Raw genomic sequence first — 25,829 nt, forward strand, 5'->3', positions numbered from 1 at the left:
ATGCGCGAACATCTGATCGAAATACGCGACCTGCGGGTGGCGTTCAAAGGGCAGGAAGTGGTGCACGGCATCGACCTCGACATTTGCCCGGGGGAATGTCTGGCGCTGGTGGGCGAATCGGGTTCCGGCAAGTCGGTGACGGCCCACAGCATTCTGCAACTGCTGGATCCGAACATCACGCAGATCGACGGCAGCATCCGCTACGGCGGCGAAGAATTGCTGGGTGTGCACGAGCGTTACTTGCAGCAACTGCGCGGCAACCGCATCGCGATGATTTTTCAGGAGCCGATGAGCTCGCTGAACCCGTTGCACAGCATCGAGCGGCAACTCGGCGAAAGCCTGGCGCTGCACAAAGGCCTGGCGGGCGCGGCAGCGCGCAAACGGATTCTGGAATTGTTGGAACTGGTCGGCATTCAGCGTCCGCGCGAGCGGCTGAAGGCTTATCCGCATCAGCTCTCCGGCGGGCAGCGGCAGCGGGTGATGATCGCCATGGCGCTGGCGTGCGAACCGCAGTTGCTGATCGCCGATGAGCCGACCACCGCCCTGGACGTCACGGTGCAGCGCAAGATTCTGTTGCTGCTCAAGGAGCTGCAACAGCGGCTGGGTATGGCCCTGCTGATCATCAGTCACGACCTGAATCTGGTGCGCACCATCGCCCAACGGGTGGCGGTGATGCGCGCGGGCGAAATCGTCGAGCAGGCGAGCTGCGAGCAATTGTTCCGCGCGCCGCAGCATCCCTACAGCATCGAATTACTCAACGCCGAACCCGGCGGTGCGGCGCTGTGCCGTGATGCGGCGGAGGATTTGCTCGAGGTTCGCGATCTGAATGTGCGTTTTCCTCTGGGCGGCGGGTGGCTGCGGGCCAAGTCGTATCTGCATGCGGTCAACGGCATCGATCTGAACCTGCAACGGGGCAAGACTCTGGGCATTGTCGGTGAGTCGGGATCGGGTAAATCCACGTTGGGTCAGGCGATCCTGCGGCTGATCGACGCCGACGGCAGCATTCGCTTCAAGGGCGAGGCGCTTGAGCAACTGAGCGGTAAACAGTTGCGTCCGCTGCGCAAACGCCTGCAAGTGGTGTTTCAGGATCCGTTCGGCAGCCTCAGCCCGCGCTTGTGCGTGGAGCAGATCATTGCCGAAGGTTTGCAGGTGCACAGTGACTTGAATGCGCAGGCGCGCGAGCAGGCAGTGATCGATGTACTGAAGGAGGTCGGGCTCGATCCGGCGACGCGTCATCGCTATCCCCACGAGTTTTCCGGCGGGCAACGGCAACGCATTGCCATCGCTCGGGCGCTGGTGCTCAAGCCGGATCTGATTCTGCTGGATGAGCCGACCTCGGCGCTGGATCGCACGGTGCAGAAACAGATCGTCGCGTTGCTGCGCCGGTTGCAGGAGGAGCACGGTCTGACCTATCTGTTCATCAGTCATGACCTGGCGGTGGTGCGGGCGCTGGCCCACGATCTGATCGTGATGAAGGATGGAGAGGTGGTGGAGCGTGGTGAAACGGCCGGGTTGTTCCATTCGGCCCGGCACCCGTATACGCGGGAGCTGCTGGCGGCGTCGTTTGCCGGTGTGAACGCCTGAAACGACAAATCCCGCCACAGGGGCGGGATTTGTTTGCAGACTGGCTGCGGTCTTAAGCCGGGAACAGCTCGGACAGTTTCATCGACAGCATCATGTCGCCTTCAACGCGCAGCTTGCCGCCCATGAAAGCCTGCATGCCGTCGGTTTCGCCGCTGACGATACCTTTCAGGGTTTCGCTGTCCAGCACCAGCGTGCAGTTGGCGTCCGGGTTTTCGCCTTCCTGGATGTCGCAGGTGCCGTCTTTGACGATCAGGGCGTATTGCTTGTCTTCGTCAGTGATGTTGAAACCGAAGACCAGATCCAGACCGGCAGCGGCGGCTGGGTTGAACTTGGCTTGCATTGCTTTTACGGCATCAGCTACGGAGGTCATGGTTCGATCCTTTTTGGTTGATTGCAGCAGGGTCACAGTAATCCGGACTCAGCGAAACGTGATGAGTTCCGGGGCCTTCAGCAGTTGCAAATGTGCATGACTGTTGAAGGAAGCCAGAGCCACCTCGCGACCGCGGAACTTCAGCTGGTTGAGCGAGGTGTTGACGATTTGCCAGTTCAGTTCAAAGGCCTGCCGGGCAGGCATTTGAGTAATGAGGTGGAGCAGGGCGGTGATGGTGCCACCGGAGGTGAACACCGCGATTTTCTGGGTGTTGTCGGCCTGTTCAAGAATCCGCTGCAGCCCGGCCTGTACCCTTTCGACGAAACCCAGCCAGCTTTCCAGGCCCGGTGTGTCATAGGTGCCGGCGAGCCAGCGCTCGATGATCAGGGCGAAGATGCGCTGGAACTCGCCACGGTTTTGCGCGGCGTTGCGCAGGATTTCCAGTGCTTCGGGTTCTTCCGGCAGCATGGCCGGGAGCAGGGCGCGGATCACGGCGTCGGCGTCGAATTCGTTGAAAGCCGAATCGATTTCCAGAGCCGGTACCGGCAGGCCGACAGCGGCGAACTGTTCCAGCGCGCTGTTGGCCGTGTGTTGCTGGCGGCGCAGGTCGCCCGACAGGCAGCGGTCGAAGCTGATTCCGAGTTCGGCGAGGTGACGGCCGAGGATTTCTGCCTGGCGTACACCGGTCGGCGACAGGACGTCATAGTCGTCTGCACCAAAGGAGGCCTGGCCATGTCGAATCAAGTAGATGCTGCCCACGTCCGCGTCATCCCGGTACGTTGAAGGTTGTGGCGAGGTTATGGGGATGACGGTGAGCTGTCAATGAAAAAACATACGCTTGTTTGAAATGCCCGTTCCAGCCTTGTTGCCAGAGGTTTCACGGCTGGCCGACGGGCCGGTGCATGGGTATGCTGGAGCCAATTCCCGCGTGTGTTTCACGACCGCGCATCGTTTGAAGGAGTCACTGTGGAGTTTTTCACTGAATACGCCAGTTTCCTGGCCAAGACCGTGACGCTGGTCATCGCCATTCTGGTGGTGCTGGCGAGTTTCGCTGCGTTGCGCAGCAAGGGCCGGCGCAAATCCGCGGGCCAGTTGCAGGTCAGCAAGCTCAACGATTTCTATAAAGGCCTGCGTGAGCGGCTGGAGCAGACCCTGCTCGACAAGGATCAGCTCAAGGCCTTGCGCAAGGGCCAGGCCAAATCCGAGAAGAAACAGAAGAAGAAACCCGACGCCAAGCCTCGGGTGTTCGTGCTGGACTTCGACGGCGACATCAAGGCTTCCGCCACCGAAAGCCTGCGCCACGAGATCACCGCGCTGCTGACCCTGGCCACGCCGAAGGACGAAGTGGTCCTGCGTCTGGAAAGCGGCGGCGGAATGGTGCACAGCTACGGCCTGGCCTCGTCGCAACTGGCGCGCGTTCGTGAAGCCGGTGTGCCGTTGACCGTGTGCATCGACAAGGTCGCGGCCAGCGGCGGCTACATGATGGCGTGCATCGGCGAGAAGATCATCAGTGCGCCGTTCGCCATCCTCGGTTCCATCGGCGTTGTCGCGCAGTTGCCCAACGTCAACCGCCTGCTGAAAAAGCACGACATCGATTTCGAAGTCCTGACCGCCGGCGAATACAAACGCACCCTGACCGTGTTTGGCGAAAACACCGAGAAGGGCCGGGAGAAGTTCCAGGAAGACCTGGACATCACTCACCAACTGTTCAAGAACTTCGTCGCCCGTTATCGCCCGCAACTGGCGATCGACGAGGTCGCCACCGGTGAAGTCTGGCTCGGCATCGCGGCGCTGGACAAGCAACTGGTCGACGAGCTCAAGACCAGCGATGAATACTTGGCCGAGCGTGCCAAGCAGTCCGAGGTCTATCACCTGCACTACGCCGAACGCAAAAGCCTGCAGGAGCGTATCGGCATGGCGGCGAGCGGCTCGGTTGATCGCGTGTTGCTGAGCTGGTGGAGCCGGCTGACTCAGCAGCGCTTCTGGTAAAAACTTCACACGCCCGTGAGCAATCAGGCTCGCGGGCGTGCTGCATTTTCAGCGGAAGAAGGTGCGGTATATAGTTATTTTATAGTTGCATATTGTTGTTGTTTTGTTGGTTGATTCATCAACTAATCGCGCTGTATTGAAAGAGACTGAAACTTTACTCTGAAAGCTCCTCTCAGAAATAAAGTTGCTAAACATGGATGTTGAAAAGAGTGATTCGATTTCGCCTGTCATGACGCCCGCTCAACAGGGCGTTTTTTTTGACCTGTATAAAAAACAGATTCCTGGCTGGTTGCTGGAGTCTTCGGAAACTGCCCGAAACGATCTTTATGAAAGTTTCAAGACCAGTTTCAAATCCCGTCAAACCGCGCTGGAACAATTGCGCACATTGAAATCCCCTCAGAGCTTTTGCACGCCCCTGCTGGCCAAGGCCATGGCCGAGAAGCTGGGCGAAGACTTTGAGGTCGAAGGGGCGATATTTCAGCATGTGCGCTCTACGTCCAGCCTCTTGGGGCTGCGCAGAAAACTGGTGCTGCCCATCAATCGCGATTTGTTGACCGCGGCCTGCGAGAATTTCGAATTGTCGGAAACCCTGGCCAGCACTTATCACGAGAGTTCCTTGCTGTACATCCCGCAGCAGATAACCGGGCGCAATAATAAGGTATTGTCGATACAGCCTCACGAATTTGCCAGGCTTTGCCGTTATCTGGATCTGGGCAAACAATATCAGAAACATGTGGAAGGGTTCTTCGGTAGTGACAGCGAGGTCGCAAGCTTGCAGGAATCCGCTATCGCCTGTTCCAGTGACCAGTTCGATGTCGAGCGGCATATCGCTTATATGCGTGGGCATATCAGTTCCGATGTTTACCACATGCTTGAGTCGGTCAGGAACTCGGATCCTTCAATTAAGCTGGGCAAGAACACCCTGGGTTATCAAAGCCTTGAAATGCTCGGGGTACAGCTCAGGGGGCCGATGTTCATCGGTCCAGTCAGTGAACATACGGATGGCGATTACCGTTGTGTGATCTACACCCCTGGCGATCCCGATCATCCTCTCAAGGAATACCCGACCTTCCAGAAATTCGAGCTCGAGTTGAGCGGGCGTTTACGCAACTCGCAGTTTCGCAGTTTTTTCATGCGCTTTATCCAGATGAAAGACCGTTCGGTTTTCCTCACCGGGCTCGATGTACGACTGTTGAAAGCCCGACCGAACCAGTTTCCCGTTTCCACGACCTTTCTTCCGCTCTCAGGGCTCGATCTCCAGGGTGACGCAAGACAGAACCTGTTTCTCGCGATGTTCGAACACCGCGCGGCGCAGGTTCTGGCCGATACTCGCCTGCTGGTGGTGCCGACGGATGATGAAGACGAGAAAACCCGCCTTGCCAGGCAAGACTCCTATAAAGCCATCGGGCTGAATACCCTGTTGTTCTTTGTGTCCTTCGTGCCGGTCCTTGGCGAGGTCATTTGTGCCGTCGCCGGGATACAGCTGCTCGGTCAGATCTACGAGGGCTTCGACAGTTGGGCCCACGGTGACCAGGAACATGCCACCGATTGCCTGTTCGACACGCTTGAAAACCTGATCCTCATGGCGGGTTTTGCCGCTGGCGGTGTTGCTGTCGGCAAAGCCTACACAGTCGTGCGTTCGTCGAGTTTCATGCAGGGACTTCGGCGCGTTCCGGCTGGCCCAATGTCTTATCGCCTGTGGAATCCGGACATGGCGGCTTACCGTCAGCGTGAGCCATTGCCCCGCAGCTTTGCAGCGGATGCGCAAGGGCTTGTATGGCTTGCAGACAATCGCTATTTGCCGCTGGGGCTCGATGCCTACGCAGTGCGCCCGGTCACTGGCACCGACTTGTGGGAGGTACATGACCCGCAACAGCCGGGACGTTATTCACCGCTGCTCGAGACCAATGGGGCTGGCGCCTGGCGTCATGATTCCGAACTCCCCCACGAGTGGAATTCGCTGACCCTGTTCCGTCGTCTGGGTTTTCGCGAGGAAAGGATTTCAGACATCCGTGCCCTGCAAGTCATTGCGGCCAGCGGGATCAGCCAGGCGGCCATGCGCAAGTTGTTTGTCGAACGCGGCAAGCCGATGGCGATGCTCACGGATTCGGTTAGACGCTTTCGTGCCGATTCCGACGTCAGCCAGTTCATGACGCAAATTGATACGCCCGCGTCTGCGTCGCTGGCGGATGCGGATCTGCAACTGTATTTGCTGACAGGGGCAGGTCGCTGGCCACAGGACATGGCCATCCTTGTGAAGGACATCACTGGTAACGAAGTGACACGCTATGGCGCAGACAAGACTGCTCGCCAGGTGAGCCTCAGTGAGGATGCACTGCGCAACGGTCAGTTTTATGCACCTCTCCTGGCGGCACTCAGCGACAGTGAGCGCACTCGCTTGCTGGGTTCGGCCACCGTGGAGTCGAAAAACCAGGTTGCGTTACTGGGCAAGCACATTGCCGGGCTGGCGCCGCGGATGCGCATGGCGATGATGGACCGGTTGTTCCGGCGGACCGACGTTTGCGAGCTTTCCAGAGGCGAGTCGATCATCAAGGCGTTTCCAGGGCTTTCAGCCAGTGTCGCCGACGAACTGGTGCAACACGCCGATGCGCGTGAATGGGCGCAGCTTGAATCCGATATCGTACCGTTGCGTCTGGCCGAGGAGGCCAGGCGCTATCAGCTGGTACAGCGGTTGAACCGCGCTTACGAGGGGTTATATCTGGACGCCGCCAGTGGGCGCGATGCCGACATGCTGGTACTCGACACCTTGAGCCATTTGCCGGGCTGGCCTGGCGATGTATTTGTCGAAATTCTGGACTGGGGTGTGTACGCCGATCAGCGGGCCGTCGTTGGCCCGAGCGACGCTACACACAAAGTGCTTGTCGAAGCCTATGCCGAGCGTTATCAGGTTCAGGATGCGCGCAACAATAGCGTCTCCAGTCATCCGTCACGCACCCGGGCGAGTTTTTTTCAGGCGCTGTGGGAAAGCCTTCCTGCCCACAGTCGCAAGGCCATCGGCGTTGAAACGGACGTCGACGGCACGGGCTTGCGCCAGAAAATCACTGCATTGGCGCTGCAGCGGCGCGAAGCCTTCGCCAAGGTGCTGGAAATTGCACCGGTGCGCTCGAGTTACCGTTCACCCATGAGGCTGGCAGATCCCCGGATCGAACAGGTCACCGACGAACAATCGGCACCTTCAAGTCCATCTCTGGGCATTTCGCCCGCGCTCGTGCGTCGAGCGCAGGAGTTGTACCCGACCCAATCAACCGCACAGATCAAACGTTTCGTGACCTCACTGGGCGCCGACGAAGTGTTGGCCATCAGATCGCTTGAGCGGTTGCGCGAGCAATACCGGACGATGGTGGAAACCCTGGAGCGCTGGACTCATCGCGACACGTACTATCAGGATGAAGAAGGGCCCAGGCTCAAGGTTCCGGTCCACAGCAAGGCCCGGGCCATGCAAGCCATTCTGCGCGCGTGGCGCAAGGAAACCCGCGACGCGTCGCACCCGAGGCATCCGACCTACAATCTGACGCTCGATGCGGTGCCGTTGGGGGATATGCCGACCCTTATCGGTGACTTTGCCCACATCACCGCGCTGGAAATGAGCGGCGTTGGCGCCAGTGCAGGTTTGAACACGTTTCTGCGTAATTTTCCCGGACTGAGGGTGCTGAACCTGTCAGGAAACGGACTGACACGCATCCCTGTCGCGATCGGCGACATGCCGGGGCTGACAGGTCTGGATCTGAGCAACAACCGTATCCGGCTTACTCAGCAGGCGATTGTAGAGCTGGCCGGCAAGCATCACCTGCACACACTGGATCTGGGCTTCAACCCCCTCTTGGGGCGCACTCCGGATGTCAGCGCGATGCGCAATCTGCGCCACCTGAATCTGCGCAACACCGGCATTACCGAATGGCCCGCGACCGATGCGCTTGCGCACCTGGAATCACTCGATCTGCGCAACAACCAGATCGTCGATATCCCGTCTTCCGTGTTCACCGCCCGTGCTGTACTGAATCGGGGCACCACGATCGATGGCAATCCGTTGTCGACAGAAAGCCTGCAAGCCATCGCTGTGTACCAGCAGTCACAAGGTATAAGTCTGGGCGTCACCATCACTGAGTACACCAGCACCGCACGACTGGCCGGTGATCGGGAAGGGGCGGGATGGGTAAACGGCTTGCCGACGGTGGAGATCGGTCGGGCGAAGCAAGTGTTGTCGTCACTGTCGGCCGATCCGGACTCGAGAGACTTTTTTGAAGTGCTCATGCAACTGCGTGAAACGTCCGATTACGCCCGAACCCGCGAACAGCTCGGGCAGCGAGTATGGAATGTACTGGAAGCTGCCTGCGAGGACGACTCGTTGCGTCGCGCACTGTTTCGCATGGCCCGCACAGGCTGGAGCAATGCGCCCAATGTTGCGGGACTGTTCAGCGATCTGGAGGTCAGGGTTCTGTGTTATCGGGCAGCGGCGGCGGCCCGCACCGGTACACAGACGCTCGAAGGCGATCTGGTTCGTCTGTTGCGCGGGCTGTTCCGGTTGCAGCAGGTAGAGAAACAGGCGTTGCTCGATATCGCGCGGCGTTCCCGCGCAGGAGCTTTCACTCAGCGTCAGGCACTGGATATCAGCCTGATTTATCGGGTGCGACTGGCGCAGCGCCTGGCGTTGCCGGCGCAACCCACGGAGCTGAATATGCCACTGGATGCCGAGGTGACCGACGCGCAGATCGATCATGCGTATCTGGAGGTCGTGAGGGCTGAACAGACGGCGCAACTTTCCGAGTCAGTCAGCAGGCAGGAGTTCTGGGCCGAGTATTTGCTGACGACACGTCAGGATGCATTTACCAGCGTTCTCGATCGCAGCGCTCTAGCGTTTGCGCGACTGGAAGCGCAAGTCGGACTTTCTCGTGAAGCAGCCAGCCAGCAAATGACGACGATTTTCGACAATTTCAGAAATGAAAGCCTGGAACTGCGCAAACAGCTGACCAATGCGGCGCTGGCGAGGCATCCAGGGCTGAGCTTGCCGGTCACGCCGGGCCCGAACAGATTGGGAACAAGAGAGGGATAAACGGCAATACCCGAGCCTGCGAATGCAGGCTCGGGTACACGATCAGCGGCGACGGAACAGCGGCAGCGGTTCGTCAGTGGCGGCCTGATAGGTCACCGAGAAGTCCTTGAGGCTTTCCAGTGCGTCGTACGGGTCTTTGTCTGCGCGCAGGGCGAAGGCATCGAAACCGCAACGGCGCATGTAGAACAGCTGGTCGCGCAGCACGTCGCCAATCGCCCGCAATTCGCCTTTGAAACCGTAACGGTCACGCAGCAGGCGGGCGTTGGAGTAGTTGCGGCCATCGGTGAACGCCGGGAAGTTCAGGGCAATCACCTGGAACTCATTGACGTCGTCACCGATTTCTTCGGCTTCTTCATCGGCGTCCAGCCACACACCCAGACCGCCATCGCGCGCCTTGAGCATGCGCGCGTGTTCACGCCACAGCTGCAGCGGGACGATCAGGTCGTCGCAGTTGCTGATTTCGTCGATGTTGAAATCCTTGGGCAGCAGGTGCCAGGTTTCGTCGACGACCTCGTTGTTCTTAATGATTCGCTGCATAGACGCGTTCCTTGAAGAGGTCGATGCCAATACGCTGGTAGGTGTCGATAAAGCGCTCGTCTTCGGTGCGCTGTTCTACGTACACGTCGATCAGCTTGGAGATCACGTCCGGCATGTCGTCCTGGGCGAACGACGGGCCGAGGATCTTGCCCAGGCTGGCGTCACGGCTGGCGCTGCCGCCGAGCGAGACCTGGTAGAACTCTTCACCTTTCTTGTCCACACCCAGAATGCCGATGTGGCCGACGTGGTGGTGACCGCAGGCGTTCATGCAACCGGAGATGTTCAGGTCCAGTTCACCGATGTCGAACAGGTAGTCCAGGTCGTCGAAACGGCGCTGGATCGATTCGGCGATCGGGATCGACTTGGCGTTGGCCAGGGAGCAGAAATCACCGCCAGGGCAGCAGATGATGTCGGTCAACAGGCCGATGTTCGGCGTGGCGAAGCCACCTTCACGCAGTTCGCCCCAAAGGGTGAACAGCTGGCTCTGCTCTACGTCGGCCAGAATGATGTTCTGCTCGTGGGAGGTGCGCAGTTGACCGAAGCTGTAGCGGTCAGCCAGGTCGGCGACGGCGTCGAGCTGCTTGTCGGTAATGTCGCCCGGCGCAACGCCGGTCGGCTTCAGGGACAGGGTCACGGCCACATAACCCGGCTTCTTGTGCGCCAGGGTATTGCGGGTGCGCCAGCGGGCGAAGCCCGGATGCTCTTTGTCGAGGGCGGCCAGCTCAGCGTCCTGACTGCTCAGTGCCTTGTAGTCCGGATCGACGAAGTGTTTGGCGACGCGATGCACTTCGGCTTCGGTCAGCGTGGTCTGGCCGCCACGCAGGTGTTCCATTTCGGCATCGACTTTTTGGGCGAAGACTTCCGGGGTCAGCGCCTTGACGAGGATCTTGATCCGCGCCTTGTATTTGTTGTCACGACGGCCGTAGCGGTTGTAGACCCGCAGGATGGCATCGAGGTAGCTCAACAGGTCCTGCCATGGCAGGAATTCGTTGATGAACGCGCCGACCACCGGGGTACGGCCCAGACCACCGCCGACCAGCACGCGGAAACCGAGTTCGCCAGCAGCGTTGTGCACCGGCTCAAGGCCGATGTCGTGGACTTCGATGGCCGCGCGGTCGGAGGTCGAACCGTTGACGGCGATCTTGAACTTGCGCGGCAAGTAAGCGAATTCCGGGTGGAAGGTCGTCCACTGACGAACGATTTCGCACCAAGGACGCGGGTCGATCAGCTCATCGAACGCAACACCGGCGAACTGGTCGGTGGTGACGTTGCGCAGGCAGTTGCCGCTGGTCTGGATCGCGTGCATCTGCACGGTGGCCAGCTCGGCGAGAATCTCCGGGATGTCTTCCAGCGCCGGCCAGTTGAACTGCACGTTCTGCCGCGTGCTGATGTGGGCGTAGCCCTTGTCATAGTCGCGGGCGATTTTTGCCATCATGCGCGTCTGACGCGAAGTCAGCTGGCCGTAAGGCACCGCCACGCGCAACATCGGCGCGAAACGCTGGATGTACAGGCCATTTTGCAGGCGCAGAGGGCGGAATTCTTCTTCGCTCAGCTCACCTGCCAGATAGCGTCGGGTCTGATCACGGAACTGCTTGACGCGGTCCTCGATGATCCGCTGATCGTACTCGTCGTATACGTACATATAAGTCCTGTTCTCAGGCTTTGGCCACTCGGAAAACGCTGCGTTTTCGCTTGCTGGAGTCCGATGGTTCCTCTGCAATTCTGCGCGCACGGCCGCGCACTCCATGACGGAGCCGGGGCAATATACCCGTTTGCAGTTATGCGCAAAAGTGATGTTTGAGTATATGGAAAGAACCAAATCGCCTAACGAGAATCACTGTCAACTAACCCACATTTGTAGTGCGGACAATCATCGTCTTAACTGTGGTCGAGTCTTTCTGCAATCACCGATAAAACCGACAAGAGGCGATGCAATGAGCAACCCAACCAAGGCAAGGAAAAGCGATAGCAGCGTCGATGCATGGGCCATTCTGTTCCTGATCATTCTGGTCGTTGGAACGGCGGTGTTTTGGGTCAGCCATCAGTAAAACGACTCGTCCGGGCCCGCCTCCGACGATTGTCGGACAAAAAGCGGGATCAGGCGCTAATGGCCGGCGATTGAATGGCTATAATGCGCGGCCATTTTTCTCTGGGCCCGGATGTTTCATGTTCAAGTTTCTCCACATCAGTCTGCTTTTGCTGGGCATGGCCTTCGGGACCAGTGCGCGGGCAGAGTCGGTGTTGTTTCTGAATCCGGGCGCCACCGACGAAGCGTTCTGGGTCAGCTACTCGCAATTCATGCAGGCTGCCGCCCGGGATCTGGGCATCGATCTGCGCATCCTCTATTCCCAGCGCCAGCCCGAAATGACTCTGGCCCAGGCCCGGGTGGCCTTGCAGGGCCCTGATCGCCCCGACTATCTGATGTTCGCCAACGAGCAATACATCGCGCCGCAGATTCTGCGCATGGCCAATCAGAGCGGGGTGAAGCTGTTTATCGTCAACGCCGCACTGACCCCCAATCAGCAAGCGCTGGTCGGGGACCGGGCCGACCGGATCGGCAGCCTCGTGCCCAATGACGAGGAGGGCGGTTACCTGCTGATGAAGGAGTTGATCCGCCTGCATCCACCGGTGGCCCCCGGCGCCAGCATCGAATTGCTGGCGTTTTCTGGCCTGAAGATCACGCCGTCGTCGCAGTTGCGCGAGCAAGGCATGCAGCGGGCGCTGGCCGAACATCCTGAGGTCCGTTTGCGGCAACTGGTCTATGGCGGCTGGACACAGCAGCGTGCTTACGAGCAGGCCCGGCAGTTGCTGGTTCGTTACCCGAAGGTATCACTGGTGTGGGCGGCCAACGACGAAATGGCTTTTGGTGCGATGCGAGCGGTTTCAGAGATCGGGAAAGTGCCGGGCAAAGACGTGCTGTTCAGCGCGGTCAACACCTCGCCTGCGGCGTTGCAGGCCATGATCGACGGACGCTTGAGTGCATTGCTCGGCGGTCATTTCACCCTGGGGGGCTGGGCGCTGGTGGAAGTGCACGATCATGCGCAGGGCGTCGACTTGAACCGCTACGGTGGCCGCGACCGGCAGATTTCCTTGCTGCAATTGATCGACAAGGATCATGCCCGCCGAATGCTGGCCATGGGCACCTCACCGGACTACGGCGTGCACTTTCGCAAGCTCTCGGCGAAGGGCCGTCCGGTTTCGTATCGCTATCCGTTCAATCTGCAGACGTTGATGCGCTGAGCGGATCAGACGCCCGCCAGATGCACCACCAGTTGCACGATGCCGAACAGCGTCAGGGCGAACACCGCCGTGAACGCAATGCCCAAAAAGATGAAATGGCTGGGCTTGCCGTGGGTGAAGTCCCTTGCCCGGTTCTTGCCGCTCTGCACCCCGAACGCCGCCGCCATGACGCTGTGCAGCATCTGCCAGAAGGTCGGTGGCTTGTTGTCGACTGGATCGTCCATAAATCCCCCGTCTGTCGTGTGTGTCAGACAAGCATAGCCAACCATCTGGAGAACACCGCAAAACGAACTGTGGGAGCGACGGTGCGACGATCCGACTTGCTCGCGATGGCGGCGCGCCATTCAACATTAATGCTGAATGATCGACCGTTTTCGCGAGCAAGCTCGCTCCCACAGGGTATTTCGTGAAGCTGTATTAGTTGTCGTAACCCAGATTAGGCGCCAGCCAGCGTTCGGTCAGGCTCAGTTCCTGGCCTTTGCGCGAGGTGTAGCTCTGCACCTGATCCTTGTCGACCTTGCCCACGGCAAAATACTGCGCCTGCGGATGGGCGAAGTACCAGCCGCTGACCGCTGCCGCCGGGAACATCGCGTAGTGCTCGGTCAGGAACACGCCGCTGCGGCCGGCGCGCATTTCCTGGGCTTCAGGGTCGAGCAGGGCGAACAGGGTGGCCTTCTCGGTGTGATCCGGGCACGCCGGGTAGCCCGGGGCAGGGCGGATGCCGGAATACTGCTCTTTGATCAGCGCTTCGTTGTCGAGGGCTTCATCCTTGGCGTAACCCCAATGCTCTTTACGCACCTGCTGGTGCAGCCACTCGGCGCAGGCTTCGGCCAGACGGTCGGCCAGGGCCTTGACCATGATCGAGTTGTAATCGTCGCCAGCGTCCTGATAGGCCTTGGCCACTTCTTCGGCGCCGATGCCGGCGGTGGTGATGAAACCACCGACATAGTCGGTCACTTCACTGTCCTTCGGCGCGACGAAGTCGGCCAGGGAGAAGTTCGGTTTGCCGTCGGTCTTGATGATCTGCTGGCGCAGGTGATGCAGGCGGGCCATCGGCTTGCCGTCATCGCCGTACAGCTCGATATCGTCGTCATGGACCTGATTGGCCGGCCAGAAGCCGAACACCGCACGGGCGCTGATCAGCTTCTCGTCGATCAGCTTGGTCAGCATCTCGCGGGCGTCCTTGTACAGCGAGGTCGCCGCTTCACCGACCACTTCGTCTTCGAGGATGCGCGGGAATTTGCCGGCCAGGTCCCAGGAGATGAAGAACGGCGTCCAGTCGATGTACTCGGCCAGCACGTTGAGGTCGATGTTGTCCAGCACGCGGGTGCCGGTGAAGGTCGGTTTGACCGGGGTGTAGGAGGCCCAGTCGAACTGCGGTTTCTTGGCGATCGAGGCCGCGTAGCTCAGGCGTTCGGTACGGGCGCTGCGGTTGGCAGTGCGCTCACGGACGTCGATGTACTCTTCACGGGTCTTCTGAACGAAACCGGCTTTCAGTTCCTTGGACAGCAACTGTGTCGCCACGCCCACGGCGCGGGAGGCGTCGGTCACGTAGACCACCGCGTCGTTGCTGTACTTCGGCTCGATCTTCACCGCCGTGTGCGCCTTGGAGGTGGTCGCGCCGCCAATCATCAGCGGCAGGTGGAAGTCCTGGCGCTGCATCTCGCGGGCCACGTGGACCATTTCATCCAGCGACGGAGTGATCAGACCGGACAGGCCGATGATGTCGCACTTCTGCTCCTTGGCCACCTGCAGGATTTTCTCGGCCGGGACCATTACGCCGAGGTCGACGATGTCATAGCCGTTGCAACCCAGTACCACGCCGACGATGTTCTTGCCGATGTCGTGTACGTCGCCTTTCACGGTGGCCATGAGGATCTTGCCCTTGGCTTCCGGCTTGTCGCCTTTTTCCAGTTCGATGAACGGAATCAGGTGAGCCACAGCCTGCTTCATCACACGGGCGGATTTCACCACCTGCGGCAGGAACATTTTGCCGGCGCCAAACAGGTCACCGACGATGTTCATGCCGGACATCAGCGGGCCTTCGATCACTTCGATCGGGCGCGCAAAGGACTGACGCGATTCTTCGGTGTCTTCGACGATGTGAGTGGTGATGCCTTTGACCAGCGCATGCTCCAGACGCTTGTTGACGTCCCAGCTGCGCCATTCTTCGGTCTCGGCTTCCTTGACGCTGCCGTCGCCCTTGTACTTGTCGGCGATGGCGAGGAGGGCGTCGGTGCCTTCCGGGGTGCGGTTGAGGATCACGTCTTCAACGGCGTCGCGCAGTTCTTGCGGGATCTGGTCGTAGATCTCCAGCTGACCGGCGTTGACGATACCCATGGTCAGGCCGGCGCGGATCGCGTACAGCAGGAACACCGAGTGGATCGCCTCGCGCACCGGGTTGTTGCCGCGGAACGAGAACGACACGTTGGACACGCCGCCGGAGCTCAGGGCGTACGGCAGTTCGTCGCGGATGTAGGCACAGGCGTTGATGAAGTCCACAGCGTAGTTGTTGTGTTCTTCGATACCGGTGGCCACGGCGAAGATGTTCGGGTCGAAGATGATGTCTTCCGGCGGGAAGCCGACTTCGTTGACCAGAATGTCGTAGGAGCGTTTGCAGATTTCTTTCTTGCGCGCTTCGGTGTCGGCCTGACCGGCTTCGTCGAACGCCATCACTACCACGGCGGCGCCGTAGCGCTTGCACAGCTTGGCGTGGTGGATGAACTGCTCGACGCCTTCTTTCATGCTGATCGAGTTGACGATGCCCTTGCCCTGAATGCACTTGAGGCCGGCTTCGATCACTTCCCACTTCGAGGAGTCGATCATGATCGGTACGCGGGAGATGTCCGGCTCGCCAGCAATAAGATTGAGGAAGGTCACCATGGCCTTCTTCGAATCGAGCATCCCTTCGTCCATGTTGATGTCAATCACCTGGGCGCCGGCCTCGACCTGCTGCAGGGCGACTTCCAGGGCTTCGGTGTAGTTGTCTTCACGGATCAGGCGGGCGAATTTCGCGGAACCGGTGATGTTGGTCCGCTCGCCGACGTTGACGAACAGCGAGCTGCGATCAATGGTGAACGGCTCCAGGCCCGACAGGCGGCAGGCCTTTGGAATGTCCGGAATCTGCCGTGGCGCGTAACCAGCGACGGCTTTCGCGATGGCTTCGATGTGGCCCGGCGTGGTGCCGCAGCAACCGCCGACGATGTTGAGGAAACCGCTCTGGGCGAATTCTTCGATGACTTTGGCGGTGTCCACCGGCAGCTCGTCGTACTCGCCGAATTCGTTCGGCAGACCGGCGTTCGGGTGCGCCGATACGTGGGTGCTGGCCTTGTCCGACAGTTCTTCCAGGTACGGACGCAGTTCGCGGGCGCCGAGGGCGCAGTTCAGACCCACCGAAATCGGTTTGGCGTGGGCCACGGAGTTCCAGAACGCTTCGGTGGTCTGGCCCGACAGGGTACGGCCGGAGGCGTCGGTGATGGTGCCGGAAATCATGATCGGCAACTCGAAGCCCAGTTCTTCGAACACACCTTGCACGGCGAAGATCGCGGCTTTGGCGTTGAGGGTGTCGAAGATGGTTTCGATCAGGATCAGGTCGGCGCCGCCCTCGATCAGACCTTTGGTGGCTTCGGTGTAGTTCTCCACCAGCTCGTCAAAGGTGACGTTGCGATAGCCCGGGTTGTTGACGTCCGGCGACAGCGAGCAGGTGCGACTCGTAGGACCGAGCACGCCGGCGACGAAGCGCGGCTTGTCGGGGTTCTCGGCAGTCTTGGCATCAGCGACCTTGCGCGCCAGTCGTGCGCCTTCTACGTTGAGTTCGTAGGCCAGTTCTTCCATGCCGTAGTCGGCCATGGAAATCCGGGTGGCGTTGAAGGTGTTGGTTTCCAGGATGTCGGCACCGGCATCCAGATAAGCTTTTTCGATACCGCCGATAACATCAGGGCGGGTGATGACCAACAGGTCGTTGTTGCCCTTGACGTCGCTCGGCCAGTCGGCGAAGCGTTTGCCGCGATAATCCTGCTCTTCGAGCTTGTAGCTCTGGATCATCGTGCCCATGCCGCCGTCGAGAATCAGGATGCGCTCTTTGAGAGCTTGCTTGAGAGCTTGAAGGCGGACGCTGCGATCGGACATTGGGACTACTCGAAAAAGACCATGACGAAGGAGCGGGATCATAACAAACCTGTGCCGATTTAGAGCATGTGGCGCTTTTGCATGAATATCGCTCATGTTGGTACGGGCGTCATAACGGTAGAATCGCGGCGTTTTTCTTCAGGATCAGGATCAGGGATATGTCGTACCGCGTCATCAGCATTGCATTGCTGTTTTTAAGCTTTGGCGCGGCGGCGCAGAGTCCCGCTATTTCTTCTCCTATCTCCTACACCCGAGACATCCAGCCGATCTTCACCGAGAAGTGCGTGGCCTGCCATGCGTGTTACGACTCTGCCTGTCAGTTGAACCTTGGCAGCGGCGAAGGCGCGGCCCGTGGCGCGAGCAAGATGCCGGTCTACGATGGCGAACGCACCCAGGCGGCACCGACCACGCGGCTGTTCTATGACGCCTTCGGCAAACGTGCCTGGCAGCAGAAAGACTTCTATTCGGTGCTCGACGCCCAAGGCAGCCAGGCCGCGCTGATGGCGCGCATGCTGGAGCTGGGACACAAAACACCACTGACCCCCAACGCCAAGCTGCCGGAAGACATCGTGCTGGGCCTCAACCGCGAGAACCTGTGCGCGATGCCCGCCGAATTCGACGGCTATGCCGGCGCCCACCCGAAAGAGGGCATGCCGCTGGCGGTGACTGGCCTGACCGATCAGCAATATCAGACGCTGCAACGCTGGCTGGCGTCCGGCGCGCCGATCGATGAGCAAGGCCTGGCGCCGAGCACCAAGGAAGCGCTGCAAATCGTCCAGTGGGAAAACCTGCTCAACCAGCCCGGCGCGCGGGAAAGTCTGGTCGGGCGCTGGCTGTACGAGCACTGGTTCCTGGCGCACATCTATTTCAAGGACGGCGAGCCGGGGCATTACTTCCAGTGGGTGCGTTCGCGCACACCGACGGGGAAGCCGATCGATCTGATCGCCACGCGTCGCCCGAACGACGATCCGGGCACTCAGGTGTATTACCGCCTGTGGCCGGTGCAGGGCGTGATCGTGCACAAGACCCACATCACCTATCCGCTGAGCGCGGCGAAGATGGCGCGGGTCAAAAGCCTGTTCTACAACGGCAACTGGCAGGTCAACGCCTTGCCGGGCTACGGGCCGCAGAGCCGGGCCAACCCGTTCGCGACCTTCGAGGCGATCCCGGCGCAGGCGCGTTACCAGTTCATGCTTGATAACGCCGAATACTTCGTGCGCACCTTCATTCGCGGCCCGGTGTGCCGTGGGCAGATCGCGACCGACGTGATCCGCGACAACTTCTGGGCGCTGTTCCAGGCACCGGAACACGATCTGTACATCACCGACCCGAACTATCGCGGCCAGGCCACGCCATTGCTGGCCATGCCGGGGCAGAACGACGATGTCGGCAGTGTCCTGAGCCTGTGGCACAACTACCGCAACAAGCGAAACAAGTACGAAGCCCTGCGCCGTGACAGCTACGCCGACCTGCCGGCGCCGAGTTGGTCGACCCTGTGGGCAGGCAACGACAACGCCTTGCTCAGCATCTTCCGCCACTTCGACAGCGCTTCTGTGACCAAAGGCCTGATCGGCGAAGTGCCGCAGACCATGTGGCTGTTCGACTATCCGCTGCTGGAGCGCACCTATTACCAGTTGGCGGTGAATTTCGATGTGTTCGGCAACGTTTCCCATCAGGCGCAAACGCGCTTGTATTTCGACCTGATCCGCAACGGTGCCGAACAGAACTTCCTGCGCCTGATGCCCGCCGACTCCCGCGAGGGTTACCTCGACGATTGGTACCAGAGCAGCGGCCAGTTCAAGATGTGGCTCGATTACGAAGCCATCGATGACGATAAGCCAACCGCGCTGAAACTCGACGAGAAAGACCCGAAGCACGATTTCGCCATGCAATTGCTGGCGCGCTACGGCGATCTCAATGCGCGTCCGGATCCGATCAACCGCTGCGAAGACGCTTATTGCTCGCGCCCGAACATTGATCCGGCGTTGCAGAACGCCGAGCAGGCCCTCAGTCGCCTGACTTCGCGCCCGGCAGCCGGCCTGAAAGTGATCGATCAATTGCCGGAAGCGACCATGCTTCGGGTTGAAACCCGCAGCGGCAAGCGCGAGGTCTACAGCCTGCTGCGCAACCGTGCGCACAGCAACGTGGCGTTCCTGCTCGGTGAATCGCTGCGCTATCAACCGGGGCTGGACACGCTGACGATCTATCCGGGTGTGCTAAGCAGCTACCCGAATTTCATGTTCAACATCCCGGCGGATCAGGTGCCGGCGTTTGTCGATGCCATGGAGAGTGCGAAGGACGCCGCGCAGTTCGAGAAAATCGTCGAACGTTGGGGTATCCGCCGCAGCCATCCGCAGTTCTGGTTCTATTTCCATGATTTGAGCCAGTACATCCACGAAACCGACCCGGTGGAAGAGGGTGTGCTGGACATGAACCGGTACGAGAATCTTTGATCGTTTGAGCGATGGCGGTTGTCCCAATCCTGTGAAGTACGGGATCGGGAGCACCATCGATGTTGATTTCAGTGCAGGCCCTGCGAGCGCTCGCCGCGTGGGCGGTGGTCTGCCATCACTTCATGCAGATTTTCTTCGACTTCGAGGCGCGCGGGCCGATAGGCCAGCTGTTCATCGACAAGGGCGCCGTGGGCGTCGATATCTTTTTCGTGATCAGCGGGCTGGTGATTTTCCTGTCCACCGAAGGCAAGGCACTGCCGCCGGCGCGGTTTCTGTTGTATCGACTGTTTCGCATTGTCCCGGCGTATTGGCTCTACACGGTGCTGATGGCGTTGCTGGTGGTGTTCGCCCGGCCGTTGCTGCCGGATCAGACGGTGGACTGGAATCATTTGCTGCTGTCGTTGCTGTTTATCCCGACCGAAAACCCCGGCGGCTATGGGATCTATCCGACCCTGAATGTCGGCTGGACCCTGAATTACGAAATGTTGTTCTACGTGCTGTTCGCCTGGGCGCTGTTGTTCCGGCTGCAAGTCCGCTTGCTGGTGGTTGCGGCGCTGCTGTTTGCGGTGTGCCAGGCCTGGACCGGGTTTGGCTGGGTCAGCGAGTTTTATCGCTCGGACATCGTTTATGAGTTCCTGCTGGGGATCGGTATCGGCATGCTTTACCGTCGGGGATGGATCGGGCCGGCGCTCTGGCTGCCCTTATTGGGGATCGGCGCGGCGTTGCTGGCGATCTATCATCTGCCGCCGGAACCCCGATTGCTGACCTGGGGCGTGCCCAGTGCGGTGCTGGTCATGGCCAGCATGGCGCTGGAGCGGCATGTCGAGCGCAACAGGCTGCTCAAGCTGCTGGGTGACTGTTCTTACTCGGTGTATCTGATGCATGTGCTGGTGCTGTCGGCCGGCGGTTATCTGGCCCGACGCTACGGGATCAACCCGTATTTGATGTTTGTCGTCTGTGCGCTGGCCATCGCTATCGGTTCGTGGCTGAGCTACGAATGGGTCGAAAAACGCAGTTATCAATGGCTTAAAGCGCGGATTGACGGTGAACCTGGCGCTTAGCCGATTTGCGAACTATTCCTACGTAAATACTAGGACTTTGTGCCGCGCGCCGATTGGCGTAAACTCCGCCTCAAGCCTGCGAGGAGTCTCCATGACCGCTATTACCATTACCGACGCCGCCCATGATTACCTGGCCGATCTGCTCTCCAAGCAGAACACCCCGGGCATCGGCATCCGCGTTTTCATCACCCAGCCTGGCACCCAGTACGCCGAAACCTGCATTGCCTACTGCAAGCCGGGCGAAGAGAAACCTGAAGACACGGCGCTGGGGCTGAAAAGCTTCACCGCGTACATCGACTCGTTCAGCGAAGCGTTTCTCGATGATGCCGTCGTCGACTACGCCACCGACCGCATGGGCGGCCAACTGACCATCAAGGCGCCAAACGCCAAAGTCCCGATGGTCAACGCTGACAGCCCGATCAACGAGCGCATCAACTATTACCTGCAAACCGAAATCAACCCGGGGCTGGCCAGCCACGGCGGTCAGGTCAGCCTGATCGATGTGGTTGAAGACGGCATTGCCGTGCTGCAGTTCGGCGGCGGTTGCCAGGGCTGCGGCCAGGCGGACGTAACCCTGAAGGAAGGCATCGAGCGCACCCTGCTCGAACGCATTCCGGAGCTCAAGGGCGTTCGCGACGTGACCGACCACACGCAGAAAGAAAACGCCTACTACTAAGGTGTTCGCTGCGGCATGAAAAACGGCGCCCCGTGAGCGCCGTTTTTTTATGCGTGAGATTCAATGACGCCTTCGCGAGCAAGCCCGCTCTCACATTTGGAATGCGATCAAATGTGGGAGCGGGCTTGCTCGCGAAAGGGCTGTCATGGGCGGTAAAGATGTGCATGCCCGGCGCGATACAGCGACGACTCACTGAAATGATCGCTGCCCAACACCCGCCCGACCAGAATCAACGCCGTACGCCGAAACCCCTTGGCCGCCACCTTCCCGGCAATATCCTCCAGCGTCCCGACCACCCAGTCCTGATCCGGCCACGTCGCCCTATGAATCACCGCGATCGGGCAATCCGCGCCGTAATGCGGCAGCAGCTCAGCCAGGATCTTCTCCAGATGACTGACCCCCAGATGAATCGCCATGGTCGCCCCGTGCTGCGCCAGATTGCCGAGCTCTTCGCCAACCGGCATCGCGGTCTTGTCCGCATATCGGGTAAGAATCACGCTTTGCGAGATGTCCGGCAGGGTCAGTTCGGCGCCCAACAGCGCGGCGCACGCGGCGGTGGCGGTCACACCGGGAATGATCTCGAACGGAATACCCAGCTCGCGCAAATAACGAATCTGCTCGCCAATGGCGCCATACAGGCTCGGATCCCCCGAATGTACCCGCGCCACATCCTGGCCCTTGGCGTGGGCGGTCTTGATCAGGTCGATGATCTGCTCCAGGTGCAGCTCGGCGCTGTTGACCACGGTTTCAGCGCAATGACCTTCCAGCACCGCCGTCGGCACTAGCGAACCTGCGTAGATGATCACCGGGCAGCTGCGGATCAGCCGCTGGCCTTTGACAGTGATCAATTCCGGGTCGCCGGGGCCGGCGCCGATGAAGTAAACGGTCATCGTTGGATCCTGTAAAAAAGGGGCAGGGCAGTGCTTCACAAGCCCTTCAGATGAAGAATGCTCATGATCGAAAGCGGGGATTATCGGGAATTTACGCCGCGCCGGCCAATGCCAGAGTTGCCTGAGCGTACTTTTGCCGGGAAATCAGCAGTTTTGCAGGGCCGCTGATCAGCTGTTCGGCGAGCGCCAGCGCGGCACTTTCCGCCACACCGTAGCAACCGGTGCGTTCGAAGGCGATTTGCGAATGGTGACTCAAACGTTGCTGATAACTGGCCAGTTCCTCGCTGCTGAAGTACAGCAATGGCAGCGCCAGTTGGGTGGCGAGTTCCTGCAAACCGGGTTCGTCGCGCTTGAGGTCGATACTGGCGAGCGCCTTGACCTTCTCAAGATCAATTCGATGCGCCTGCAACGCCTGATCAAGTAATGCACGCAGCGTGCTGGCCGGGCAGCCGCGCTGGCAGCCCAGGCCGACCACGAAGGTCGGCGCTGCGCTGTCATCGGTCATGCGTGGTACTGACCTTCGCTTTTGCGGCGGAACAACCAGGCGCTGATCAGGCCCAGGGCCAGCCAGAACGCGACGTTGGTCAGCTGCGAAGCGATTTTGAACTGAGCTTCCAGGGCTTCCGGAGCGAGCATCGAATGCACTTCCGGTTGTGGCGCGCCGATCACGTGCGGCACGGCAAGGATCGCCACGCCGAGGATCTTCATCAGCCAGTTACGGCTGAACGCGATCAAGGACAGGCCGACAGCGGTGGAGGCCGCAGTGCCGATCCACCACATCTGCCGCGAGGCCAGATCCGCAGCGGCAGTGCCTGGCAGTTCAGGTGGCAGACCCATGGTCGGCGCGAGCACGAAGGTCGCATAACCGGCCAGCCCCCAGAGCAGGCCTTGCGAGGTTTTGGTCGGGGCGCGCAGGGTGTACAGACCCGCCAGCATCAGGGCGAAACCCACGGCAACCACCAGATTGCCGCCGGTGGTGGAGACCACGCGCTGCCAGCCATCTTCCGGCTCCCAGGCTTCGGCATCGTGGGTGTGGGCGGCGGTGCCGGCGGCGTGTTCGTGAACTTCGGCCACCGGCTCGGCTTTCTCGAAGGTTTCGGCCTGCAGAATCAGCGGCGAAACCCAGAAGCTTTGCAGCAACGTCAGGAGCAGGGCGGCCAGAAGGCCGGTGAAACCTGCGGTCTGCGCAATACGCTTGATCATGTCGTCAGGTCTCAGTGGCACGGGAACGCGGCGCTGTGGCGGGTATCGTGGGCGGCGTTGTGCACCGCTTCGATGTGCGAGAAACCGGCGAAATACACAAGGCACGCACCGAGGATCGACGCGCAGACGGCGGCGGTCAGGCGTTGGCTCAGGGTGGTGGTGCTGGAGATCTTGTCCGAATTGCTGCCGGTGCTGCTGATGATCGACATGGCGCTTCCCTCTGGAGTGTCAGCGGGTGAATAGAGCGCATGAAAACCCCTGCGGCCGGGCACGCAGAGGTTCGAACAGCGCCCGCCCACCGCGGGTTTGTTATGTTCAGTGACGCAAGGATGCGCACTGTGTGTTGCGGGCCGGTCTCCGGGCTCACGAGGGGTTGGCGTCTGGCCGACCTGCAAGCGTCACCTTCCCATGCCCGTGGGCACAGTGGATCTGACGCTTCGCTCGCTTACCGTTGCGGGGGCAGCACCGGACTGACATGGCTTTAGAGTAAAGCACATGATTCACCGGTTTCCCGTTTCACCCTGTGAGGGGCACCCGTAACAAGTTGTGTAGGAGACCATGGGCGGGGGATTTGAGTCAATTGGGATTGGGATTGGGGGCAGATCCGTTGCTGCGGTTATGGCTGCTTAGGGTTCCGCCCTTACGGCGGGTCACTTTTGGCAAACGCCCCAAAAGTAACCAAAAGGTCTCTAACCCTGACGTACGGCCCCTCGCTGAGGCTCGGGGTTCCTTCGCTCCGGGATCGATCCGGGGGCATCGCCTACGGTTTGCTTCGCTGCACCTCCTCTCGATGCATGCGGCTGCGCCGCACGGTCGCTGCGCTCCCACCCCCGGATCAATCCCTCCACTCAGCCTGCCGACGGGCCCTGCGATCAAAAGCGGTACTCGAGCTAACGCTCATCGTGTTGCGTGGTGAGGAGCGGGGGCTCTTGATCTGGCTTTTGCTTTGGCTTTTGATTTTGATTTTTTGCCCCTTCGGCAGGCCGTGCGGCGCAGCCGCATACATCGAGAGGAGGTGCAGCGAAGCAAACCGTAGGCGATGCCCCCTGATGGACACCGTAGCGAGGGAACACTGAGCCTAAGCGAAGTGCCGTACGCCGGGGCAAAAGCCTTTTGGTTCCTTTTTGGCGTTTGAAAAAGGGACTCGCTGTAAGAGCGAAACCATAAGAAGCCGTTACCGCAGCAACGGATATGCCCACAAAACCAAAAAGCACCAACCATTGACCCATCCCCACACCCTGCGTAGCCTTGCGCTTTCGAGGTTCTTCGGCCCACGCCGAAGCTAAGAAGGGAACGCGGTCCAAGCCGCGGCTGCCCCCGCAACTGTGAACGGTGCTGTTCGCTGCCACGCCACTGCCAACTCAATCCAGAGCCAGCGGGAAGGCGCAGCGAATACCGGGCCAAGGCCCGAACACCGTCAGCCAGGAGACCTGCCTCGGCACAGATTCTCACTTTCAACCGGGCGGGGTGATCCGGTGGCGAACTCTCCAGGCACGCACCCGCGTTGCCGGTCTCGTCCCGTATGCCCGCCACCTTGCCAAAGGGCATCCGATGAAAACACTGGCCAAACTCCCCGTCACCATCGTCACCGGCTTCCTCGGCTCGGGCAAAACCACCTTGCTGCGGCACATGCTCGACAACGCCCAGGGCCGCCGCATCGCGGTGATCGTCAACGAGTTCGGCGAGCTGGGTATCGACGGTGAAATCCTCAAGCAATGCACCATCGGTTGCACCGAAGAAGAAGCCACCGGCCGCGTCTACGAATTGGCCAACGGCTGCCTGTGCTGCACGGTTCAGGAAGAGTTCTTCCCGGTGATGCGCGAACTGGTGGCCCGTCGCGGCGACCTCGACCATATCCTGATCGAAACCTCGGGCCTGGCCCTGCCAAAACCGCTGGTGCAAGCCTTCCAGTGGCCGGAAATCCGCAGCGCCTGCACCGTTGACGCGGTCATTACTGTGGTCGACAGCCCGGCCGTGGCCGCCGGCACCTTCGCCGCGTTCCCGGATCAGGTTGATGCCCAGCGCAAACTCGATCCGAACCTGGACCACGAATCGCCGCTGCACGAACTGTTCGCCGACCAACTGGCCAGCGCCGACCTGGTGATCCTCAACAAGGCCGACCAGACCAGCCCTGAAGACCTCGCGCGCGTCCGTCTGGAAGTCGCCGAAGAACTGCCGCCAGCGGTAAAAATCATCGAAGCCAGCAACGGTCGCCTGCCGCTGGACGTGCTGATCGGCCTCGGTGCCGGTTCCGAAGAACACATCGACAGCCGCCACAGCCATCACGATCACCACCACGGTGAAGGCGATGACGATCACGATGACCACGATCACGACGCCTTCGACTCGATCTCCATCGAGCTGCCGCAAGCCGACGAAAGCCTGCTGCTCGACGCACTGACGCAACTGGTGGTCCAGCACGGCATCCTGCGGGTCAAAGGCTTCGCGGCGATCCCGAACAAGCCGATGCGTCTGCTGATTCAGGGCGTCGGTACGCGTTTCGACAAGCACTTCGACCGTCAGTGGGGCGCCGATGAGGTGCGCGTGACGCGTCTGGTGTTGATCGGTCAGGAGCTGGACGCAGCCCAGCTCGAAGCGCAACTGCGCGCCGCGCTCAGCGTTTAAGC

Annotated in this window: 18 protein-coding genes and 2 riboswitches; of the genes, 8 read left to right on the forward strand and 10 right to left on the reverse strand. The window is 60.3% G+C overall.

The window, feature by feature from the left end; all coding sequences use genetic code 11:
* Window positions 1–1,584 carry an ABC transporter ATP-binding protein gene (locus tag CAF90_RS02350; RefSeq protein WP_085603230.1) on the forward strand — a complete coding sequence of 528 codons (1,584 nt, stop codon included), beginning with the start codon at window positions 1–3 and terminating at the stop codon, window positions 1,582–1,584.
* 52 nt (window positions 1,585–1,636) lie between these two features.
* On the opposite strand, the gene CAF90_RS02355 is transcribed toward CAF90_RS02350, so the two are convergent.
* Together CAF90_RS02355 and CAF90_RS02360 are read right to left on the reverse strand one after the other, a co-directional pair.
* Window positions 1,637–1,954 (reverse strand): SCP2 sterol-binding domain-containing protein, encoded by a 318-nt coding sequence (locus CAF90_RS02355; protein ID WP_007959502.1) that lies wholly within the window; start codon window positions 1,952–1,954, stop codon window positions 1,637–1,639.
* Between the two features lie 48 nt (window positions 1,955–2,002).
* Entirely contained in the window at window positions 2,003–2,713 is a 711-nt protein-coding gene (locus CAF90_RS02360; protein WP_007959503.1) for a histidine phosphatase family protein, read from the reverse strand.
* Window positions 2,714–2,920: 207 nt separating this feature from the next.
* Here CAF90_RS02360 and sohB point away from each other — a divergent pair, with 207 nt between their 5' ends.
* Window positions 2,921–3,943: a protease SohB gene (sohB, locus tag CAF90_RS02365; protein ID WP_085603233.1), complete on the forward strand. Its 1,023-nt coding sequence runs from the start codon at window positions 2,921–2,923 to the stop codon at window positions 3,941–3,943.
* A gap of 193 nt (window positions 3,944–4,136) precedes the next feature.
* Window positions 4,137–9,014: an NEL-type E3 ubiquitin ligase domain-containing protein gene (locus tag CAF90_RS02370; RefSeq protein ID WP_085603235.1), complete on the forward strand. Its 4,878-nt coding sequence runs from the start codon at window positions 4,137–4,139 to the stop codon at window positions 9,012–9,014.
* A gap of 42 nt (window positions 9,015–9,056) precedes the next feature.
* Here CAF90_RS02370 and CAF90_RS02375 read toward each other — a convergent pair whose 3' ends face one another.
* Together CAF90_RS02375 and CAF90_RS02380 are read right to left on the reverse strand one after the other, a co-directional pair.
* Window positions 9,057–9,551 carry a DUF934 domain-containing protein gene (locus CAF90_RS02375; protein WP_007959510.1) on the reverse strand — a complete coding sequence of 165 codons (495 nt, stop codon included), beginning with the start codon at window positions 9,549–9,551 and terminating at the stop codon, window positions 9,057–9,059.
* Window positions 9,535–11,193, reverse strand: a complete 1,659-nt coding sequence (locus CAF90_RS02380) for a nitrite/sulfite reductase (protein ID WP_085603238.1) — start codon at window positions 11,191–11,193, stop codon at window positions 9,535–9,537. The genes CAF90_RS02375 and CAF90_RS02380 overlap by 17 nt, the downstream gene beginning before the upstream one ends.
* A 524-nt stretch (window positions 11,194–11,717) precedes the next feature.
* Between CAF90_RS02380 and CAF90_RS02385 the strand changes: the two genes are divergently transcribed.
* Complete coding sequence (locus CAF90_RS02385) at window positions 11,718–12,791, forward strand: ABC transporter substrate-binding protein (protein WP_085603240.1); 1,074 nt, start codon at window positions 11,718–11,720, stop codon at window positions 12,789–12,791.
* A gap of 5 nt (window positions 12,792–12,796) precedes the next feature.
* On the opposite strand, the gene CAF90_RS02390 is transcribed toward CAF90_RS02385, so the two are convergent.
* Entirely contained in the window at window positions 12,797–13,015 is a 219-nt protein-coding gene (locus CAF90_RS02390; protein WP_007959515.1) for a DUF2970 domain-containing protein, read from the reverse strand.
* 193 nt (window positions 13,016–13,208) lie between these two features.
* On the reverse strand, window positions 13,209–16,919 hold the full coding sequence (gene metH / locus CAF90_RS02395) for a methionine synthase (protein ID WP_085603243.1): 3,711 nt from the start codon (window positions 16,917–16,919) through the stop codon (window positions 13,209–13,211).
* A gap of 158 nt (window positions 16,920–17,077) precedes the next feature.
* Here metH and CAF90_RS02400 point away from each other — a divergent pair, with 158 nt between their 5' ends.
* From CAF90_RS02400 to nfuA, 3 genes are all read left to right on the forward strand, one after another.
* Window positions 17,078–19,372: a fatty acid cis/trans isomerase gene (locus tag CAF90_RS02400; RefSeq protein WP_085603245.1), complete on the forward strand. Its 2,295-nt coding sequence runs from the start codon at window positions 17,078–17,080 to the stop codon at window positions 19,370–19,372.
* 59 nt (window positions 19,373–19,431) lie between these two features.
* On the forward strand, window positions 19,432–20,433 hold the full coding sequence (locus tag CAF90_RS02405) for an acyltransferase (RefSeq protein ID WP_085603247.1): 1,002 nt from the start codon (window positions 19,432–19,434) through the stop codon (window positions 20,431–20,433).
* A gap of 91 nt (window positions 20,434–20,524) precedes the next feature.
* Complete coding sequence (gene nfuA / locus CAF90_RS02410) at window positions 20,525–21,109, forward strand: Fe-S biogenesis protein NfuA (RefSeq protein WP_007959519.1); 585 nt, start codon at window positions 20,525–20,527, stop codon at window positions 21,107–21,109.
* A gap of 143 nt (window positions 21,110–21,252) precedes the next feature.
* Here the strand turns inward: nfuA and cobM are convergent, their stop codons facing one another.
* From cobM to CAF90_RS02430, 4 genes are all read right to left on the reverse strand, one after another.
* Entirely contained in the window at window positions 21,253–21,999 is a 747-nt protein-coding gene (gene cobM, locus CAF90_RS02415; RefSeq protein ID WP_085603249.1) for a precorrin-4 C(11)-methyltransferase, read from the reverse strand.
* 91 nt (window positions 22,000–22,090) lie between these two features.
* Window positions 22,091–22,504 (reverse strand): cobalamin biosynthesis protein, encoded by a 414-nt coding sequence (locus CAF90_RS02420; RefSeq protein WP_007959522.1) that lies wholly within the window; start codon window positions 22,502–22,504, stop codon window positions 22,091–22,093.
* Window positions 22,501–23,202 carry a CbtA family protein gene (locus tag CAF90_RS02425; RefSeq protein WP_085603251.1) on the reverse strand — a complete coding sequence of 234 codons (702 nt, stop codon included), beginning with the start codon at window positions 23,200–23,202 and terminating at the stop codon, window positions 22,501–22,503. The genes CAF90_RS02420 and CAF90_RS02425 overlap by 4 nt, the downstream gene beginning before the upstream one ends.
* Window positions 23,203–23,213: 11 nt before the next feature.
* Window positions 23,214–23,411 (reverse strand): CbtB domain-containing protein, encoded by a 198-nt coding sequence (locus CAF90_RS02430; protein ID WP_007959524.1) that lies wholly within the window; start codon window positions 23,409–23,411, stop codon window positions 23,214–23,216.
* A 121-nt stretch (window positions 23,412–23,532) separates the two neighbouring features.
* Window positions 23,533–23,755, reverse strand: a riboswitch (cobalamin riboswitch).
* Between the two features lie 689 nt (window positions 23,756–24,444).
* Window positions 24,445–24,655: riboswitch (cobalamin riboswitch) on the forward strand.
* Window positions 24,656–24,753: 98 nt separating this feature from the next.
* On the opposite strand from CAF90_RS02430, the gene cobW reads away from it, so the two are divergent.
* The gene (gene cobW / locus CAF90_RS02435) at window positions 24,754–25,827 is read left to right on the forward strand and encodes a cobalamin biosynthesis protein CobW (protein ID WP_064381326.1); all 1,074 of its coding nucleotides are present in this window, start codon (window positions 24,754–24,756) and stop codon (window positions 25,825–25,827) included.
* Window positions 25,828–25,829 lie beyond the last annotated feature (2 nt).

Origin of the sequence: Pseudomonas sp. B37(2017), from assembly GCF_002112885.1 — a bacterium.
GTDB lineage: Bacteria > Pseudomonadota > Gammaproteobacteria > Pseudomonadales > Pseudomonadaceae > Aquipseudomonas > Aquipseudomonas paraglycinae.

What these genes read in the sequence shown, in the direction of transcription:
- CAF90_RS02350 (WP_085603230.1), top strand. Translation starts at nt 1, where the DNA reads ATGCGCGAACATCTGATCGAAATACGCGACCTGCGGGTGGCGTTCAAA.
- CAF90_RS02355 (WP_007959502.1), bottom strand. Translation starts at nt 1,954, where the DNA reads ATGACCTCCGTAGCTGATGCCGTAAAAGCAATGCAAGCCAAGTTCAAC.
- CAF90_RS02370 (WP_085603235.1), top strand. Translation starts at nt 4,137, where the DNA reads ATGGATGTTGAAAAGAGTGATTCGATTTCGCCTGTCATGACGCCCGCT.
- CAF90_RS02375 (WP_007959510.1), bottom strand. Translation starts at nt 9,551, where the DNA reads ATGCAGCGAATCATTAAGAACAACGAGGTCGTCGACGAAACCTGGCAC.
- CAF90_RS02380 (WP_085603238.1), bottom strand. Translation starts at nt 11,193, where the DNA reads ATGTACGTATACGACGAGTACGATCAGCGGATCATCGAGGACCGCGTC.
- CAF90_RS02385 (WP_085603240.1), top strand. Translation starts at nt 11,718, where the DNA reads ATGTTCAAGTTTCTCCACATCAGTCTGCTTTTGCTGGGCATGGCCTTC.
- CAF90_RS02390 (WP_007959515.1), bottom strand. Translation starts at nt 13,015, where the DNA reads ATGGACGATCCAGTCGACAACAAGCCACCGACCTTCTGGCAGATGCTG.
- metH (WP_085603243.1), bottom strand. Translation starts at nt 16,919, where the DNA reads ATGTCCGATCGCAGCGTCCGCCTTCAAGCTCTCAAGCAAGCTCTCAAA.
- CAF90_RS02400 (WP_085603245.1), top strand. Translation starts at nt 17,078, where the DNA reads ATGTCGTACCGCGTCATCAGCATTGCATTGCTGTTTTTAAGCTTTGGC.
- CAF90_RS02405 (WP_085603247.1), top strand. Translation starts at nt 19,432, where the DNA reads ATGTTGATTTCAGTGCAGGCCCTGCGAGCGCTCGCCGCGTGGGCGGTG.
- nfuA (WP_007959519.1), top strand. Translation starts at nt 20,525, where the DNA reads ATGACCGCTATTACCATTACCGACGCCGCCCATGATTACCTGGCCGAT.
- cobM (WP_085603249.1), bottom strand. Translation starts at nt 21,999, where the DNA reads ATGACCGTTTACTTCATCGGCGCCGGCCCCGGCGACCCGGAATTGATC.
- CAF90_RS02420 (WP_007959522.1), bottom strand. Translation starts at nt 22,504, where the DNA reads ATGACCGATGACAGCGCAGCGCCGACCTTCGTGGTCGGCCTGGGCTGC.
- CAF90_RS02425 (WP_085603251.1), bottom strand. Translation starts at nt 23,202, where the DNA reads ATGATCAAGCGTATTGCGCAGACCGCAGGTTTCACCGGCCTTCTGGCC.
- CAF90_RS02430 (WP_007959524.1), bottom strand. Translation starts at nt 23,411, where the DNA reads ATGTCGATCATCAGCAGCACCGGCAGCAATTCGGACAAGATCTCCAGC.
- cobW (WP_064381326.1), top strand. Translation starts at nt 24,754, where the DNA reads ATGAAAACACTGGCCAAACTCCCCGTCACCATCGTCACCGGCTTCCTC.